This window comes from Micromonospora sp. NPDC002411, assembly GCF_053592955.1.
Genome location: NZ_JBSFBM010000135.1, coordinates 1 through 17,236 on the forward strand (window position 1 = coordinate 1; position 17,236 = coordinate 17,236).

Here is a 17,236-nt window from a genome sequence, read left to right on the forward strand (position 1 = left end):
GTCGAGGTGCTCGGCCAGGGTGTTGGCGGTGTACGGCCGGGTCGGATTGGTCGACGACGGCAGCACGTTCGGTTCACCGGCCACCGTGATGATGTCCGGCGCGTGCCCGCCGCCGGCCCCCTCGGTGTGGTACGAGTGGATCGCCCGGCCGCCGATCGCCCGCAGGGTGTCGGCGACGAAACCGGCCTCGTTGAGCGTGTCGGTGTGGATCGACACCTGCACCCCGGACGCGTCCGCCACCCGTAGGCAGGCGTCGATCGCCGCCGGTGTGGTGCCCCAGTCCTCGTGCAGCTTGAAACCGCCCGCGCCGGCCCGCAACTGCTCCCACAGCGCCTCTTCCGAGACGGTGTTGCCCTTGCCGAGCAGCAGCACGTTGACCGGCATCGTGTCCAACGCCTCGTGCATCCGGGCCAGGTGCCAGCCGTTCGGCGTGACGGTGGTCGCCCGCGTCCCCTCGGCCGGCCCGGTGCCGCCTCCGACGAGCGTGGTGATGCCACTGGCCAGGGCCTCGGTGACGATCTGCGGGCAGATGAAGTGCACGTGGGTGTCGACCGCGCCGGCGGTGAGGATCCGGCCGTTGCCGGCGATCACCTCGGTCGACGGGCCGATCACCAGGTCGGGGTGGACACCGGGCATGGTGTCCGGGTTGCCGGCCCGGCCGAGCGCCACGATCCGTCCGTCGCGCAGCCCCACGTCGGCCTTGACCACACCCCAGTGGTCGAGCACCACCGCGCCGGTGATGACGGTGTCCAGTGCCCCTTCGGCGCGGGTAGCCCGGGACTGGCCCATCGACTCGCGGATCACCTTCCCGCCACCGAAGACCGCCTCGTCACCGCCGACGCAGTGATCGGTCTCCACCTCGATCAGCAGGTTGGTGTCGGCCAGCCGGATCCGGTCGCCGGTCGTGGGCCCGTACAGGTCGATGTAGCGGTCGCGCCGCACGGCGCTCACCGCGACGACCCGTCGGCCGGTGACCGGTCCAGCGGGCCGGCGCACTCGCCGCGCAGCCCCGGCACGATGCGCGCTCCGCCGAACGGGACGAGGTCGACGCTGCGGCTGATGCCCGGCTCGAACCGTACCGAGGTGCCCGCCGGCACGGCGAGCCGCTGCCCCCAGGCGGCGCCCCGGTCGAACGACAACGCCGGGTTGGCCTCGGCAAAGTGGTAGTGCGAGCCCACCTGCACCGGCCGGTCGGCGGTGTTGACCACGAGCACTGTGGTCACCGGGCGGCCCACGTTGATCTCGACCGGATCGGACGCCGGCAGGATCTCCCCTGGGATCACGGGATCGGGTGGTGCACCGTCACCAGCTTGGTGCCGTCCGGGAACGTCGCCTCCACCTGCACCTCCCTCAGCAGCTCGGGGATGCCGTCCTGGACGTCGTCGCGGCCGAGCACGGTCCGGCCGGCCGCCATCAGGTCGACCACGGACCGGCCGTCGCGGGCCCCTTCGAGCAGGAACGCGGTGATGATCGCGACGGCTTCGGGGTAGTTGAGGCGCAGGCCGCGCTCGCGGCGGGCGCGGGCGACATCAGCCGCCACGTGGACGAGCAGACGGTCCTGCTCGTGCGGGCTGAGGAACACGGGGCTTCTCCCGGTGGGATCGGCGTGCCCGGCTCGCCGTCGGCCCCGCAGGGAGCCGCGCCGGGCAGCAACACCCGGGGTACGAGCTGGAGTCACACGACCGCCGAGTCTCCCGCCGACGGGGCGACCCGGGACTCCACCATCCCGGCCCGCACGACGGGCAACCGGCGGTGTCCGGTCGGATGCGGACCGCACCGCCCACCGCTGAGCCGACCGTAGAGGATCACCACCGGCCGGGGCAACAGTCCGGGCGGAATCGCGTCGGGGTCTGGGTACCGGGGCTCATTCCGCTTCCGCGTCGTGCCGGGCATGATCGTCCGATGACGGCGACGAGGGGTACGCACGCACTGCTCGGTGTCCTGTTCCTGGCGGCGGCCACGGTCGGGGCCTGGCTGCTCTGGCTGGGCTGGGACAACGGGTACACGGTCGACGCGGAGACCGGTGCGACAAGCGGCCCGTACGAGGTGTGGCAGGTGATCGGCTGTGTGCTGACGCTGGTGCTGCTGGCCGCGCTCGCCGGTAGACGACTCAGCCCGTGGCTGGTGGTGCCGGTGATGACCGTCGCCTTCACGGCGGCCTGGACGTGGCGGGCGGCGTCCACCGACGACAGCGGCCTGTGGGCCGTCGGGGCGGTCCTGGTGCTGGTCGGGACGGCGGCCGGCAGCACGGCGGTGAGCCTCGCCGCACGGCGGGTCGGCCGACGGTCGGCCGGCCGACCCGGCTAGGGCCTGTTTCATAAGGGCGGTCGAGCCGAGGCGGAGTCCGGGCGGCGATCCGGCGGCGTTGCGGTTTCGTCCAAGAGGCCGGCCAGGTCTTATGAAACAGGCCCTAGGGCCCGGGTTCCTCAGGTAGATGCTCGACCATCAAGCTGGGATGGCTCGGGTCGGTGTGTTTGCACCCGTGCGGTCGGGTGTGGCGCGAGGCCGTCGAAGACGATGACCAGCGCGCGGGCTTTCACCTCCTCGTCGAGGTCCGTGTGCGCGGCGGCTCGGGATGCGGCAACCAGCAAGGCGTAGACCTCGGGTAGTTCGACATCGTCACGGACGGCACCGGCTTGCTGGGCATGCTGGAGAAGCGCGCCGACGGCTCGGCGTAGTCCGTTCGACGCGTGGATGGCGTCGCCGTCGCTGTCACCGCCGGCGTCGAGTAGAGCCTCGCTTATGGCGATCTTCGTTGCCGCGTCGGCGACGAGGTGGCGGAAGAAGTCGAAGAAGGCGCTGCCGGGATCCGTGGTGTCGAGCAACGCTTCGGCCTGCTCGCGCAGGCGATCGAACCGCCTGACGAGGACGGCCTGCAGCAGCGCCGCCTTGGTGGGGAAGTGGCGGAAGACCGTGGCGATGCCGACCCCGGCCAGGCGGGCCACCTCCTCCGTCGATGCGGACTCGCCGCCCTTGCCGAAGACCTCTTCGGCGACGTCCAGGATGCGGCTGCGGTTGGCTCGCGCGTCGACGCGTCGCGCCCGCCCGTCGCTGGTCTGGCTCATGTCGGAGGTACTCATCGCTCCTTCGATCGCTTGATAACCGAAGTCATAGCTCCGTATTATCGGAGTCGGCACTTCGGATCGTACTCATCCGCGGGCGGACCCGCGCCGATGACAGGAGAATCCCATGGCCCGACCCCTTGGCCCGCGAGAGGTCTTCCTCGCGCTCGTGAACGGCGTCGCGGAGGGCCGTTGGGACGAACTTCCCAACCTCTACGCGGAACAGACCCACGTCGTGCACCCGTTCGACCCGCTTCGTGCCCCTGCGCTGCGCACCCGCGACGACCTTCGCGAGCACTTCCGGCCCACGGACGCCGGCCCGCGGCTACATCGTCGGGCGGCCGACATCACCATCCACGAGACAACCGATCCCGAGGTCATCATCGCCGAGTTCGAGTATCAGGGCACCGTCGCCGACACCGGAGAGGCGTTCGCGCTGCCCGGCATCTTCGTGCTTCGTGTGCGCAACGGCGAGATCGTCAGCTCGCGCGACTACTTCGACCACCTCACCGCCGCTCGAATCCGCGGCCACCTCGACGGGCTCGTCGCAGCCGTCAACGCAGCCCCCACCACGTCGACCTCACACAGCGCCGAGCCAAGATAGCCGGCGACGAGCCGGGGGTGGTTCAGCCCGCCTTGGCGCATCCGCGCGCACCCAGCCAGCCCATCAACCTGACGAGCCCGGACTGCGTACCAGCCGGTGCGACCGGTCAGCGGGTCGCAACCGGCTCCGGCACCGCCCGCTGTGGTGCCACCCCGGCGAAGGGAACGTTGACGTGCTCCGTCGACTCTGGTGTGCCGTCGGGGTGCCGCCACAGCCCTCGGTCGCGAAGGATCGGTAGCACACCCTCGCCGAACCAGTACGCCTCCTCCAGGTGCGGATAGCCGGAGAGGACGAACTCGTCGATGCCGAGCGCGTGATACTCGGCGATCCGGTCGGCGATCTCGGTGTGGCTGCCGACGAGGGCGGTGCCGGCCCCTCCCCGCACCAGTCCCACGCCGGCCCACAGGTTGGGCGCGACTTCCAGGCTGTCGCGGGAGCCACCGTGCAGGTCGAGCATCCGGCGCTGCCCCTCCGACTCGCTGCGGCGTAGGCCGTCCTGCACGGCCCGGATGTCGGCCTCGGCGATGCCGTCGAGCAGGCGGCGGGCCTGCGCCCACGCCTCGTCGGCGGTGTCCCGGGCGATGACGTGCAGCCGGATGCCGAAGCGCAACTCCCGCCCGACGTCGGCGGCCAGCGCCCGGACCCGGCCGACCTTCTCGGCGACCTGGGCCGGCGGCTCGCCCCAGGTGAGGTAGACGTCGCTGTGCCGCACGGCCACGGGCAGGGCGGCGGCGGACGAGCCACCGAAGTAGACCGGCGGGACCGGGTCGGGCAGCCGGTGCAGCCGCGCCTGCTCGACGCGCAGGTGGGTGCCCGTGTGGTCGACCGTCTCACCCCGCCACAGCGCACGGACGACGTGCAGGAACTCGTCGGCCCGCGCGTACCGGGCGTCCTTGTCCAGGAAGTCGCCGTAGGCCCGCTGTTCCTGCGACTCGCCACCGGTGACCACGTTGAGCAGGAGGCGGCCCTTCGACAGCCGCTGGAAGGTCGAGGCCATCTGGGCGGCCAGGGTCGGGGACAGCAGACCGGGCCGGAAGGCGACCAGGAACTTGAGGCGTTCGGTCACCTCGCTCAGCATCGCGGTGGTCAGCCAGGCGTCCTCGCACCAGGCGCCGGTCGGTGTGAGCGCGCCGACGAACCCGAGCTGTTCGGCGGTGCGGGCGATCTGCCCGAGGTAGGCCACGCTGGCCGGGCGGGCGCCTCCGGCGGCACCGGTCGGCACGCCGTGTCCGCCGCCGACGATGTCCCGGCTGTCGCCGTTGGTGGGCAGGAACCAGTGGAAGGTGACTGTCATCGCGGCTCTTTCCTTCGGCGGGAGCGGTCGGCGCGCGCGGCGATGCGGGCACCTCCTGAGGGGTGGGACGATCCCGCCGACAGCCTACCCATAAAACCTATCGGGTTAGTAGGCTACCGCCCATGGCGCCGACACATGTCGATGCGCCGCCACCCGCATGCCCGACCGAGGAGCCGCCATGCCCATCCCGTCGACGAGTCGCCTCCCGCACCGCCGCCTCCTGACGGCCGCGCTCACCACGGTGGCGCTGCTCGCCACGGTCACGGTGAGCGCGTGCGGCGGGTCCGCCGATGCCGGCGGCACCGCGAGCAAGCTCCGGATCGGCTACCAGCGCTTCGGCGGGCTGAGCCTGGTCAAGGCGCGCGCAGCGGCGCCGAACGTGGAGTGGTCGCTGTTCGAGAGCGGCCCGGCGCTCACCGAGGCGCTCAAGGCCGGCTCCATCGACATCGGACAGGTCGGCGAGGCACCACCGGTCTTCGCCGCGGCGGGGAAGATCCCGTTCTCCATCATCGGCACGTCGGCGCCGATCCCGCAGGGTGAGGCCGTGCTGGTCAAAGCCGATCGCGGCTACCGCAGCTTCGCCGACCTCAAGGGAAAGACGGTGGCCCTCAACAAGGGGTCCAACGTGCACTGGCTGCTGGTCCAGCTCTTGAAGGCGAACAACATGACCCTGAAGGACATCCAGGTCAAGTACCTCAAGCCCGCCGAGGGACGGCCCGCCTTCGACGGCGGCCAGGTCGACGCCTGGGTGATCTGGGATCCGTACTTCGCCCTCGCCGAGCAACCCGGGGTCCAGGTACTCGCCGACGCGACCAACCTGGCCAGCAACCGTGAGTACGTCCTGGCCGCGCCCGACGCGGTCGAGAAGAGGTCGGACGACATCCGGGAGTTCCTCCAGCGCTACCGCGAGGTGACCGACTGGGGCATCGCCCACCCCGAGGAGCGGGCCAGCACCCTCGCGCCGGAGCTGAAGATCCCGCAGGACGTCACCAGCCGCGCCCTGGCCCGCAGCGCCAAACCCCTCGCCCCGGTCACCCCCGCCATCGGCGACGAACTCCAGGCGATCACCGACAGCTTCATCGCCCTCGACCTCATCCCCGGGCCGGTCGACATCCGGTCCCGGGTCGACGGCCGGTTCAACGAGGTGTTCCAGTGAGCCGTACGACACTCATCGAGGCGCCCAGCGAGACAGTGGCGGTGCCACCTGTCGCGCCCCGGCGGCAGCGGCCGGCCCGCCGGTGGTGGCGGCTGGGCAGCCCGGTGGCCCTGGTCCTGGGCTGGGAGATGGCCGCGCGGACCGGGCTGCTGGCACCGGAGAAGCTGCCAGCACCCAGCGACGTCCTGGCCACCGGCTGGCGACTGGGCCGGGACGGCACACTCGGCGTCCACCTGCTGGACTCCCTCACCCGGGCCGGGGCGGGCCTGCTGATCGGCGGCCTGCTGGCGCTCGCCCTGGGCACAGTGGCCGGGCTGCTGCGGCTCGGTGACGACCTGGTCGACCCGCCGGTGCAGATGGCCCGGATGCTGCCCCACCTGGGCCTGGTCCCGCTGCTGATCATCTGGGTCGGGATCGGCGAGTCACTGAAGATCAGTCTGGTGGCCCTCGGCGCGTTCTTCCCCATCTACTTCAACACCTACGCCGGCATCCGGGACATCGACGAACGGCTGGTGGAGGCGGCCCGCACCTGCGGGCTGGGGCAGGCCGCCCGCCTGCGCCACGTGGTGCTGCCCGGCGCACTGCCGTCCCTCTTCCTCGGCCTACGGCTGGCGATCGGCGCGGCCTGGCTCAGCCTGGTCGTCGGTGAGCAGGTCAACGCCCAGACCGGGATCGGCTTCCTGATGATGGAGGCGCGGGAGTTCAGCCAGACCGACGTGGTGGTGCTCGGCCTGCTCGTCTACGCCCTGCTCGGGCTGATATCCGACAGTGCGCTGCGCATCCTGGAGAGGAGGATGTTGACATGGCGTCGCGGACTGCGGGCCACCTGAACGGCGCGACGCCGGTGCTGACCGCTCACGCGGTGCACCGGGCGTTCGGGCCGACTGTCGTGCTGGCCGGGGTCGACCTGACCATCGCGCGCCGCGAAGTGGTCGCCCTGCTGGGCGGCAGCGGCTCCGGCAAGAGCACCCTCCTGCGGATTCTCGCCGGGCTGGACGGCGAGGCCAGCGGTCAGATCGTCGTGCACGGCACCGCCGCTGTGGTGTTCCAGGAGCACCGTCTGCTGCCCTGGAAGCGGGTCGCGGCCAACGTCGGGCTCGGGCTGTCGGGTGCGGACATCTCCGGGCGCATCCAACGGGCGTTGGCCGAGGTCGGGCTCGCCGAGCGGCACCACGCCTGGCCGGCCGAGCTGTCCGGCGGGCAGGCACAACGGGTGGCCGTCGCACGAGCGCTGGTCCGCGAGCCGGACCTGCTGCTGCTCGACGAGCCGTTCGGCGCCCTGGACGCGCTGACCCGCCTGCGGATGCAGATCCTGCTGCGCCGACTCCGCGCCGAGCACGGCTTCGCCGCACTGCTGGTCACCCACGACGTGGAGGAGGCGCTGCTGCTCGCCGACCGGATTCTGCTCCTCGACGAGGGCCGCATCGCCGCGGAACTGCCCGTCGACCTCGGCCCCACCCGTACGCCGGACGACCCGGCCTTCGGCGCGCTGCGCCGCCACCTGCTCGACCGACTCGGCGTTCCCACCACCTGACGAGCGGAGCTGTGATGACCCGCTGGACCCCCGATCCCACGTTCTACCCCTCCCCCCGTGAGGCGGTGACCGCGCCGGCGGAGAAGCTCGCCTACGTGGCGGCCTTCGACCGTACGGCCAGCCGTCCGGACGCCATCGTGGTGCTGGACACCGACCCCGACTCCCCCGACTACGGTCGGGTCGTGGGCTGGACCGACCTGCCCCACGTCGGCGACGAGCTGCACCACTTCGGGTGGAACGCGTGCAGCAGCGCGCTCTGCCCGACCACTCCGCACCCGCACGTGGAGCGGCGCTACCTGATCGTGCCCGGCCTACGGTCGTCGCGCATCCACGTGATCGACACCCAGCCCGACCCGCGCCAGCCCCAGGTCGTCAAGGTGATCGGCCCGGAGGAGCTGGCGAAGAGGGCCGGCTACTCCCGGCCGCACACAGTGCACTGTGGGCCGGACGGCATCTACCTCTCCGCTCTCGGCGGCGCGGACGGCGAGGAGGGGCCCGGAGGCATCGCCGTCCTCGACCACACCACCTTCGAGGTACGCGGAGCGTGGGAGGCCGACCGGGGCCCGCAGTTCCTCGCGTACGACGTGTGGTGGCACCTCACCCAGGACGTGCTGGTCACCAGCGAGTGGGGCACCCCGTCGATGATCGAGGACGGCATCATCGGCGAGTTGCTGCTGGGCCGGCGCTACGGGCACGCCATCCACTTCTGGGACCTCGCGAAACGCCGGCACGTGCAGCGCGTCGACCTGGGCGACCAGTACCAGATGCCGCTGGAGCTGCGCCCCGCGCACGATCCCACGAAGTCGTACGGGTTCGTCGGGGTGGTCATCAGCGTCGAGGACCTGTCCGCGTCGATCTGGCTGTGGCACCGCGACGGCGACGCCTGGGCGGTCACCAAGGTGATCGACATCCCGGCTGAGCCGGCCGATCCGGCGGACCTGCCCGACCTGCTCAAGCCGTTCGGCGCGGTGCCACCGCTGGTGACCGACATCGACCTGTCGGTCGACGACCGGTTCCTCTACGTCTCCTGCTGGGGCACGGGTGAGCTGCGCCAGTACGACGTCAGCGACCCGCTTCACCCGGTGCAGACCGGCTCGGTGCACCTCGGCGGGATCGTCCGCCGCACCGCTCACCCGTCCGCGCCGGACGAGGCCCTGGCCGGGGGTCCGCAGATGGTGGAGGTCAGCCGCGACGGTCGGCGGGTCTACGTCAGCAACTCGCTCTACGGCGCGTGGGACGACCAGTTCTACCCCGACGGGGTGGGTGCCTGGCTGGCCAAGCTCGACGTCGACGTGGACGCCGGTGGCCTCACCCCCGACGTGCGGTTCTTCCCGCACGGGGACGAGTTCCGGGGCCTGCGGGTGCACCAGACGCGCTTGCAGGGTGGGGACGCGTCCTCCGACTCGTACTGCTTTCCGTGACCGTCGCCGCCCTGGCGACGCTCGCCGTGCTCGGCGCGTTCCACGGTCTGAACCCGGCGATGGGGTGGCTGTTCGCGGTGGCCCGGGGCCTCCAGGAGCGCAGCCGGTCGGCGCTGCTGCGGGCACTGCCGCCGATCGCGGCGGGGCACCTCGCCTCGGTGGGGATCGTCGCCGCGCTGGTCGCCGCGACCCGTTCGGTGACGACGAGCACCGCTCTCGCGGTGGCCGGCGGCGTGCTGCTGGTGGCCTTCGGGCTGTGGCGGTTGCTCTCCGAGCGGCACTTCCGCTGGGCGGGGATGCGGCTGTCCGCGGCGCAGCTCGCCGGCTGGTCGTTCCTCATGTCGTCGGCGCACGGCGCAGGGCTGATGCTGTTGCCGGTGCTGGTGGCCGAGCCGGTGGCCGGGGGTCACGCCGGGCACCTGGCCGCCGCGCCGGTGGGTGCGCTGACCGGGCTCGCGGCGGCCGGCGTGCACACCGTGGCGATGCTCGGGACCGCAGTGGTCGTGGCGATGCTGGTCTACCAGGTGCTCGGGGTCGGCGTGCTGCGCCGGGCGTGGTTCAACGTCGACCGGCTCTGGGCCGGGGTGCTGGTGGCCGCCGGGCTGGTCACGCTGCTGCGGGCGTGACCGACCATCGTGGACGGACGCGAATCGTGATCTGATGACCGCATGATCTCTCCGACTCCCCTCATGCACCTGGTGGCCGGTGTGTGGGGGTTCAAGACCCTCGCGGTCGGCGTCGAGCTGGGCCTGTTCACCCGGCTGGCCGGCGGGCGGACGATGACCGTCGAGGAAGCCTCCGCCGAGTTCGGCCTGCCCGACCGGCCCGCGGACCTGCTGCTGGCCGCCAGCGCGTCGCTCGGCCTGTTGGAGAAGGCCGGCGACGGTTACCGCAACTCCGAGTTGGCCGAGCAGTTCCTGGTCGAGGGCCGCCCGTACTACTTCGGAGCCCAGGTCCGCTACTCGGACCTGCGCACCTACCTGCCCTGGCACCGCATCGGCGAGGCGCTGCGCACGGATCGGCCGTTGACCTGGGACCCGGAGGCCCAACAGTCGATGTTCGACACCGCCGACCCGGAGATGCTGGCGCAGTTCTGGGACGCGATGTTCTCCACGTCCAGCTTCACCGCCAGCGCGCTGGCCGACGCGTACGACTTCTCCGCGCACCGCCGGCTTCTCGACGTCGGTGGCGGGGCCGGCGCGTTCCCGATCGAGTTCTGCCGCCGCCTGCCCGACCTGCGGGCCACCGTCCTGGACCTGCCCCACGTGTGCGTCCGGGGCCGGGAGCGGATCGCGGAGGCCGGCCTGACCGGGCGGATCGACGCGGTGGCCGGTGACTTCCTCGCCGACCCGGCGCTGCCGGAGGGGCACGACGTCATCCTGCTCAGCATGATCCTGCACGACTGGGACGAGCCGACGAACCGGGCGTTGTTGGCCCGCTGCCACGCGGCGTTGCCACCGGGCGGGGCGATCGTCGTCTGCGAGCTGCTGCTCAACGACGAGCGCACCGGGCCACCGGAGGCGGCCCTGATGGGCATGAACATGCTGGTTGAGACCGAGGGCGGTCGAAACTACTCGGGCGCCGAGTACGCCGCCTGGCTCACCGACGCCGGTTTCGTCGACGTGCGGACGGTGCCGTTCGACGCACCCGGCGCCAACGGCGCGGTGGTGGCACGGCGGGCCTGACCGACGACGACACCCGGCCCCGGTGCGAACCGTGGGCCGGGTGTCGCGGCGCCGTCACGGCGCTGGTGTCCGATCGGCTACCGGTACGGGTCAGGCGCGAGCCTTGGCCGGTTGCTTCATGAAGTCCATGATCGCCTTGTTGACCTCGTCGGCGTGGGTCCACGGGATGCCGTGCGGCGCGCCCTTGAGCGTGACGAGCTGCGCGGTCGGCATCATCGGCCCGAGCCGCTGACCGGTCACCGGGTAGGGCAGCACCCGGTCCTGGTCACCCTGGACGATCAACACCGGAATGTTGATCTTCGGCAGATCCTGACGGAAGTCCTCCTGCCAGGCGTCCACACTGTCGTGGGTGGCCTTGCCGGAGGCCATCGCGCCGATCTGCCAGTGCGCCCGGTACGCCTCCTCGCTGACCCGCTTGCCCATGTTCTGGTCCGGGTTGAAGAACGCGTCGCAGAAGGACGTCAGGTACGCGAAGCGGTCCTTGATGATGGCGTCCTGGAAGCCCTTGAAGAGGCTCCGCTCGACGCCCTCCGGGTTGTCGTTGGCCTTTGCCAGCATCGGTTGCAGCGGGCTCAGCACAACGGCCCGACTCACGCGCTGCGAGCCGTAGTTGCCCAGGTAGCGAATGACCTCGCCGGTGCCCATCGAGTGACCGATCAGGGTCACGTCGTTCAGGTCCAGCTCGGTCATCAACACGTCCAGGTCCGCCGCGAACGTGTTGTAGTCGTACCCGAACGCCGGCTGGGCGGAGTTACCGTAACCGCGGCGATCGTAGGTGATCGTCCGGTATCCGGCGTTGAGCAGCGCGGTGGTCTCCTTCTCCCAGGTCGCGCCGTTGAACGGGAAGCCGTGGATCAGCACCACCGGCTTACCGGAACCGTGATCCTCGTAGTAAAGGTCGATGGGCGCGGAGTTTTCCGTCCCCACGGTGATGAAAGGCATGTTTGACTCCTGCTCCGGTCTGGGCTGTCGGACGGCCCACGCTTTCCCGCCCGGTCGCGGGATATGCCGGCCGTCAGATCGGCCCGAACCGCAGGAGCAAAGGTCAGCGGGTGAGGCCGACCAGCGTCGCCAGTCGCGCCACGCCGGCCGGCGCCGGCTGCGACCGGGCAACGTCGGCGATGACGGTACGCGCCAACGACCGGCTCCGAACCTCAGCCGGCGCGACGCTGTCCGCGTCGACCAGGGCGCGCGCCGCCCCACGCAGGTCGCCCACCTGGAGGTAAGCCCGAGCGACGTCGACCAGGTACGCACCCCGATACTCGGCCGGCAATCGCCGCCACCCCTCCCGCCGCACCACGGCCGAGTGCCTCCGTAACGCCTCGGCGGCGTCACTCCGTTGCGCCGCCACCAGCACCCGTGCCAGCTCGACGGCGACCGGCCCGAAGCTGGTGCGGTGCGCATCGTCGTACCCCCGAAGGTTTGCGGCGACGCCCGCAGCCCGCTCGGTCAGTTCGTCGGCACGGCGGTGCTCGCCGCAACCGGCAGCAGCAAGCGCAGCCTGCACCAGCAACGTCCCACCCACCGCCCACTCCTGCCCTCGGTGATCGCCCTGACCTCGGTGATCAAGAGGTTTGCGGCCGCTTTGATCTCCAAAAGTGCCGCAAACCTCTTGATCACCGGAGTGGGTGACGGGTGGAAGGACGCGGTTGGCGGCGGGGAGCAGGGCGGCCAGGGCCAAGCGGTCGCGGTCTTGCGCGCGGAGCGCTTGACCTACCGAGATGGTCGCGGTCGCCGCGAGCAGCCTGTCGTCGCCGGCGGCGGCCATCGCTCGGTCGGCGGCCAGCCATCCGAGGTCGACCTCGCCGAGCTTGACCAGTAGCGACGAGGTGATCCGGTACGTCTGCACCAGCAACTCCGGTGACCGCGCGCCCTGAACGCCATCGAGCAAACCCGGCAACACCCGCACCAACTGCCCGTAGTGCGCATGCTGGTAGGTCAACCAGGCGTAGCCGACCTGCCTTCTCAGCTCGTCGGGCGGCTGCGCCGGGGCCTGCGGGGTGTCGTAGCGGGCCAGCGCGGCCCGGATGTCGTCCACCCCGGCCGGCGGGCTCGCCGGGGTGCTGCGCTGCTGGCCAAGCAGCACCTCCGGGTCAACCCGCAGGACGTGGGCCAACTCCTGAATCACCGAGTACCGATCCAGGGTGCGCACACCGCGCTCCACCTTGTCCACCCAGCTCTTCGACCTCCGCAGCCGGTCGGCGAGCATCTGCTGCGTCATGGACCGCCGCACCCGCCACCGGGCTACCCGCCGGCCGATCGGGACGTCATCGCTGCTCACGCCGCCACCGCCGGTCCGGGACCGCACGAGTCGTTTCGTTCACTGGTACGCGCTCCGCCTCGGCCTGGGCCAGGAGGCGCTGCTTGGCAGCCTCCCGCTCGGCCGCCTCACACTGCTCGCCCCTGCTCGTCGGCTCGTCGCCTTGCATGCCCACCTCCGTCAGCCGGCGCGCGACGTCAGACACTGCCGGCGCCCAGGACTCCTGCAATCACCGAAGCCGGTTGTCCACCGAGGGACCAGATGGCAAGCGATGCGTGTGATTGCGCTGCTCAGGACGCGGGTTGCGCAGGGTTGCGCAGGTCCCCATAGGACCGAATCAACCCGTAGGCTCGTCACTAGCTGTAGTTGACTGATGCCTGGAGGTGGACCATGGCGCGACCGGTGACGAACGCCGCGTTCGAAGGGCTACTCCTTGCCGCCGGCTACGGCAACGCCCACGCCGCCTTCGCCCGCCAGCTCAATCACGCCGGCCGCAACGAGGGCGTCTGGCGGTACGACGCTGCCAGCGTCTACTGGTGGTTACGCGGTCGCCGGCCTGGCGAACATGTCCAGGCCGCGATGGCCGAGACCCTAGCCCGCAAGCTCGATCGTCCCGTCGCTGTTACAGAGTTGGGCTTCGGCGCGGTCGAGAGCATGGCGACGTGCGTTTATCCCGGGTCCGTCGACGGTGCGATCGATACGGCCGAGCAGATCTGGACGAGGCTCGCCAAGCACCTTCATCCACAGGCAAGCGGGACGTTCGACAGCGGCAAAGCGCTCCAGGCGGCACTCGGCTGGCGGTATGACCTGCCGGACGAGATGATCAGCAGGAGCGGCCGACAGCTCGTCACCCTCACCGATGTTCAGTCGCTGTACGCGTTGGCCGACCATTTCACCGATCTCGACCGACGTCACGGCAGCGGGTCTCCGCACACCCGGGCACTCATGGCCGACTTCCTCGTACGCCAGGTCACCGTCATGCTGCGCGGCACCTACACCGAAGCTGTGGGGCAGGACCTCATGCGGTCAGCCGCGACACTGTGCGGACAACTCGCCTTCATGTCGTACGACGCCGGCGACCACGCCACTGCCCAACAACACGTGACCATCGCCATGCGGCTCGCCAAGGCCGCCAATGACCGCCTCTACGGTGCGCACCTGCTGGCCAACCTCGCTACACAGGCCGTACACCTGGGCCACTCCCGGGACGCGGCCCGGCTCGCCGAAGCGGCGATCGACGGGGCAGGGCGTGCACCGGCTGCCGTGCTTGCTCGACTGCACGCCACCGCCGCCACCGCGTACGGGCAGTCAAGAGAGCGCCGTAGCTGCCAGCTTGCGCTCGCCAAAGCCGAGCGTGCTCTCGACCGCGCAGGCGCAGTTCCCAGCCCACGCTGGGTCACCTACTTCAGCCCGGCCCACCTCGCCGGAGCCGCTTTGAGGTGCCTGGGCGACCTACAGCTGTATCCGCAGGCCCTCGAACACGCGGCTGACGCTCTCACCCTCGCCAGCGAGAACACCCGGACGCGTGCCCTACACACCGCTCTCGTCGCCGTGACTCATGCCCGCGCCGGGGACACCGACGCCGCCTGCGAGTGGGGTCGGACCTTGGCACAGCATTCCTCGGCCATCCGCTCGGCGCGTGTTCAACAGCGCGTCCGCGAACTGGCCGCAACGCTCAGCCCTCAGCAGGCGTCACCCCAGGTCAACGAGGTCCTGCACAGCCTCGCGGCCATGCCGACAGCCGTGTAGGACTAGAGCTTCAGCTAGACCTGTCCGCTAGCGTCATCCAGGTGACCTGGACGGAGCCCGCCACGTGGTACGCCAACCTGGCTTCCTTCTACGCCGCCGCCGCGGCCTTCATCACCGACCCGGCCGGCAACGTGCTGCTCGTCAAGCCCACGTACCGCGACCACTGGGCCTTCCCCGGCGGCTATGTCGACGAGGGCGAATACCCACATGATGCCTGCGCCCGTGAGATCCGGGAGGAGTTGGGGATTTCTGTGGTGGTGGGTGGCCTTCTCGTAGTGGACTGGGCATCGCCCGCTGGGAAACGGCCACGCGCAATCGTCAGCTTCACGTTCGAGTGCGGGTCGACCGAAAACCTCGATGGTCTCGTCCTGCCGGGACAAGAGTTGGAGGAGGCCGCCTTCTTTTCGCCCCGGGACGCCGAGCAACGCCTTCCCGACAACGTCGCTACACGAGTTCATGCGGCGATGAGCGCTCGTGAGCGCCAGGCACCGGTGTACCTTGCTGACGGCTCGGTCGTCCCAATGTCCTCCGGTGATGGAGCAGAACACGAAGCGGGGACCGGGTCCCAGACAATGTGAATCTTTAAGCCGGCGTGCAGGTCGATCGTCCGCCGCTCAGTGACAACGCCAGCGCGGACACCAGGGCGGCGGATCGTCGAGGCTAAGCTTGAAGGTCGGCATCAGGTTCGCCGTCGGATTCCGGATCAATATCGTCCGAAATGGATGCTCGGGCGATCTGACCGAGCGAAGGTCTTTGGTTCCTAATAGGATCGAAATTGGCGAGAATATGGTTAATGCTTTCATGCCTCGAATCCCTCAAAACCTTCAGAACCGCAATCTCGCGATCCACGTCTGAAAGTTCCCTGTACAGGGCCAGCGCTGCATCACTATTGCCTGCTTCGAGCTGCTGCTGAAGTTGGGCTTCGAGGCTACGCTTTCTCTCAGATCCCAGCTCCAAGCGGAGCGCCACTTCATTTAGCCCTCTGTCGAGGTGATACTGCCTCTTCCGCGCTTCCTCCACTCTGCGCGTGCTCATCAGGGAACTCGCCTTGCGGATCCTTAAGTCTAAACTGTCAGCCTGTTCGAGAGTCTCGGAGCTGACGGGGGCGTGAAGAGATTCGCTGGCCTGCCTGAGGAAAGATCGGGTCTGCATCATCACTAGACGAGCTCCCGACTTTTGGAGGCATTCGTCCGATAGCTCGGGGCGCGCCATGATGGTCTGCCCTTTGACGCGGAGGTACCAATCATCTTTTATATCGCCGGTAACAAATACCAAGTACGGAGGCTTCCTGCGGCTAGCCTCGTCGACGGTCTGGGACCATACGAAGTAATCCCCACTAGAGTCGCCCTTAGCTGCGTCTTTGAACCCCGGTGGGATCTTGGCTGCCAGGCGTCGCGCGGCTTCGGCTGACACGCGTGTCAGATCGTCGCCCTCATAAGGTGATCCGACCCGGTTCGTGAGCAGTGACTGAATTCGGGTCAGGACAGCATCTGGGCCAGTGGGCCCGCTCAAACCGTGGCTCTTTCGAAGACCTTCTACCGCCGCCTCAAGCGAATGAAGGCTTCGATTTGCCATGCTTATGAGTCGGTCACGCTCCTTGTCTGGCAGTGCGGTCCGATTTGAGAGCTGCCGAATCTTGTCTTCTAGTTCGGAGCTAATCGTTTCTTTATAACCCGCGACTGATTCGAGGACTGTTTTGTACGCAGCGTCATGGTCTGCGATTACCGAGAAACGATTCCGGTGGAACTCCAGGGCCACTTGGTGGGGAATCCAAAGTCGGTCGCCGAGGCGATGGAGAGCAGAGAGAAGCTCTTCGCGTGCCTTCGGTGCGAAGCGGTAAGCGCCAAGCAGGACGTTTGTGTCTAAAACGATCATCCCGGTTGTGATTGCCTCAGCCGTACGATCAGGACCAGGGATTAAATATCCCGAGAACTGGGCGCTGAAGTCGGGCATGGGCTCGTCCTCTTGATGTTCGTGGCTGTGGCTTAGGGCAGGGTAGTGCATCGCGACGGACTGAGCGGGGGCAGAGTTGAGCAATGCGGCACAACGTGCGCTCAGGGTAGCGGCGGGTGCGGGTCACTCCGCGTACGAGCGGGCGCTGTTAGTTGGCGAGACTGCGCGGTACAGCAGGTTAGTACAGCAACCGATCACACCAAGCGGAACCATGGCGACCGCCATAGGCCATGGACCAGCGGTGCGACCCAGACGGGACCGCGTCGCCGATCTCTGGGGTCAAGGGGTCGTCAGTTCGAATCCGCCCGTCTCGACGCAGGCCGGGGCCTATCCGTGATCCCGCCTAGGACTTCCTCCAGGCGACGTATGCCGGCAGGGGTTCATCATGCAGGCCGATGGTTCAGTTCCAGCCTGAGGAGAGTGCAGCAACCGACGCAGCCACCTGGGGGGCAGCGGCATCATCGCTCCTGGTGGGTGGCGAGGTAGCGGCGGGAGGCGGTGTACGCCCGGCTGATCCG

General features: G+C 69.5%; 18 protein-coding genes. 10 read left to right on the plus strand and 8 right to left on the minus strand.

From position 1 onward, the window contains the following. The 3 genes from ACWCO3_RS17495 to ACWCO3_RS17505 form a co-directional block, all read right to left on the minus strand. The coding region (locus ACWCO3_RS17495; RefSeq protein ID WP_450010911.1) for an urease subunit alpha at positions 1-951 on the minus strand (951 nt) is incomplete at its 3' end. Beyond that, positions 948-1,283 (minus strand): urease subunit beta, encoded by a 336-nt coding sequence (locus ACWCO3_RS17500; RefSeq protein ID WP_145780974.1) that lies wholly within the window; start codon positions 1,281-1,283, stop codon positions 948-950. The genes ACWCO3_RS17495 and ACWCO3_RS17500, both read right to left, overlap by 4 nt. Beyond that, entirely contained in the window at positions 1,280-1,582 is a 303-nt protein-coding gene (locus tag ACWCO3_RS17505; RefSeq protein WP_088989237.1) for an urease subunit gamma, read from the minus strand. Before ACWCO3_RS17505 ends, ACWCO3_RS17500 begins: the two co-directional genes overlap by 4 nt. Before the next feature lie 320 nt (positions 1,583-1,902). Between ACWCO3_RS17505 and ACWCO3_RS17510 the strand changes: the two genes are divergently transcribed. Beyond that, positions 1,903-2,307, plus strand: a complete 405-nt coding sequence (locus ACWCO3_RS17510) for a hypothetical protein (RefSeq protein WP_358051366.1) — start codon at positions 1,903-1,905, stop codon at positions 2,305-2,307. 119 nt (positions 2,308-2,426) lie between these two features. Here ACWCO3_RS17510 and ACWCO3_RS17515 read toward each other — a convergent pair whose 3' ends face one another. After that, a complete protein-coding gene (locus ACWCO3_RS17515) occupies positions 2,427-3,137 on the minus strand; it encodes a TetR/AcrR family transcriptional regulator (RefSeq protein ID WP_358078061.1) in 711 nt (236 codons plus the stop codon). Positions 3,138-3,189: 52 nt separating this feature from the next. Between ACWCO3_RS17515 and ACWCO3_RS17520 the strand changes: the two genes are divergently transcribed. Further along, positions 3,190-3,666, plus strand: coding sequence for a nuclear transport factor 2 family protein (locus ACWCO3_RS17520; RefSeq protein ID WP_358165824.1), 477 nt, complete (start codon positions 3,190-3,192; stop codon positions 3,664-3,666). Positions 3,667-3,772: 106 nt separating this feature from the next. On the opposite strand, the gene ACWCO3_RS17525 is transcribed toward ACWCO3_RS17520, so the two are convergent. Then, the gene (locus ACWCO3_RS17525; protein ID WP_450010914.1) at positions 3,773-4,960 is read right to left on the minus strand and encodes an LLM class flavin-dependent oxidoreductase; all 1,188 of its coding nucleotides are present in this window, start codon (positions 4,958-4,960) and stop codon (positions 3,773-3,775) included. A 178-nt stretch (positions 4,961-5,138) separates the two neighbouring features. Between ACWCO3_RS17525 and ACWCO3_RS17530 the strand changes: the two genes are divergently transcribed. Genes ACWCO3_RS17530 through ACWCO3_RS17555 form a run of 6 tightly spaced genes read left to right on the plus strand, consistent with a single transcriptional unit; the run spans position 5,139 to position 10,756 of the window. After that, positions 5,139-6,116, plus strand: coding sequence for an aliphatic sulfonate ABC transporter substrate-binding protein (locus tag ACWCO3_RS17530; RefSeq protein ID WP_357937167.1), 978 nt, complete (start codon positions 5,139-5,141; stop codon positions 6,114-6,116). After that, complete coding sequence (locus ACWCO3_RS17535; RefSeq protein WP_358165831.1) at positions 6,113-6,946, plus strand: ABC transporter permease; 834 nt, start codon at positions 6,113-6,115, stop codon at positions 6,944-6,946. Before ACWCO3_RS17530 ends, ACWCO3_RS17535 begins: the two co-directional genes overlap by 4 nt. After that, complete coding sequence (locus ACWCO3_RS17540; protein ID WP_145780963.1) at positions 6,919-7,650, plus strand: ABC transporter ATP-binding protein; 732 nt, start codon at positions 6,919-6,921, stop codon at positions 7,648-7,650. Before ACWCO3_RS17535 ends, ACWCO3_RS17540 begins: the two co-directional genes overlap by 28 nt. 14 nt (positions 7,651-7,664) lie before the next feature. Then, a complete protein-coding gene (locus ACWCO3_RS17545; protein WP_450010917.1) occupies positions 7,665-9,071 on the plus strand; it encodes a selenium-binding family protein in 1,407 nt (468 codons plus the stop codon). Next, entirely contained in the window at positions 9,068-9,697 is a 630-nt protein-coding gene (locus ACWCO3_RS17550; protein WP_450010919.1) for a hypothetical protein, read from the plus strand. The genes ACWCO3_RS17545 and ACWCO3_RS17550 overlap by 4 nt, the downstream gene beginning before the upstream one ends. 42 nt (positions 9,698-9,739) lie before the next feature. After that, positions 9,740-10,756 carry a methyltransferase gene (locus tag ACWCO3_RS17555; RefSeq protein WP_450010921.1) on the plus strand — a complete coding sequence of 339 codons (1,017 nt, stop codon included), beginning with the start codon at positions 9,740-9,742 and terminating at the stop codon, positions 10,754-10,756. A 90-nt stretch (positions 10,757-10,846) separates the two neighbouring features. Here ACWCO3_RS17555 and ACWCO3_RS17560 read toward each other — a convergent pair whose 3' ends face one another. Both ACWCO3_RS17560 and ACWCO3_RS17565 read right to left on the minus strand, forming a co-directional pair. Next, a complete protein-coding gene (locus ACWCO3_RS17560; RefSeq protein WP_357937162.1) occupies positions 10,847-11,698 on the minus strand; it encodes an alpha/beta fold hydrolase in 852 nt (283 codons plus the stop codon). 103 nt (positions 11,699-11,801) lie between these two features. Continuing rightward, positions 11,802-13,037, minus strand: a complete 1,236-nt coding sequence (locus tag ACWCO3_RS17565) for a helix-turn-helix domain-containing protein (RefSeq protein ID WP_450010923.1) — start codon at positions 13,035-13,037, stop codon at positions 11,802-11,804. Positions 13,038-13,406: 369 nt separating this feature from the next. Here ACWCO3_RS17565 and ACWCO3_RS17570 point away from each other — a divergent pair, with 369 nt between their 5' ends. After that, positions 13,407-14,765, plus strand: a complete 1,359-nt coding sequence (locus ACWCO3_RS17570) for a hypothetical protein (RefSeq protein WP_450010924.1) — start codon at positions 13,407-13,409, stop codon at positions 14,763-14,765. Between the two features lie 41 nt (positions 14,766-14,806). Then, positions 14,807-15,343 carry an NUDIX domain-containing protein gene (locus ACWCO3_RS17575; protein WP_450010926.1) on the plus strand — a complete coding sequence of 179 codons (537 nt, stop codon included), beginning with the start codon at positions 14,807-14,809 and terminating at the stop codon, positions 15,341-15,343. 82 nt (positions 15,344-15,425) lie between these two features. On the opposite strand, the gene ACWCO3_RS17580 is transcribed toward ACWCO3_RS17575, so the two are convergent. Then, on the minus strand, positions 15,426-16,718 hold the full coding sequence (locus ACWCO3_RS17580; RefSeq protein WP_450010928.1) for a PIN-like domain-containing protein: 1,293 nt from the start codon (positions 16,716-16,718) through the stop codon (positions 15,426-15,428). Positions 16,719-17,236 lie beyond the last annotated feature (518 nt).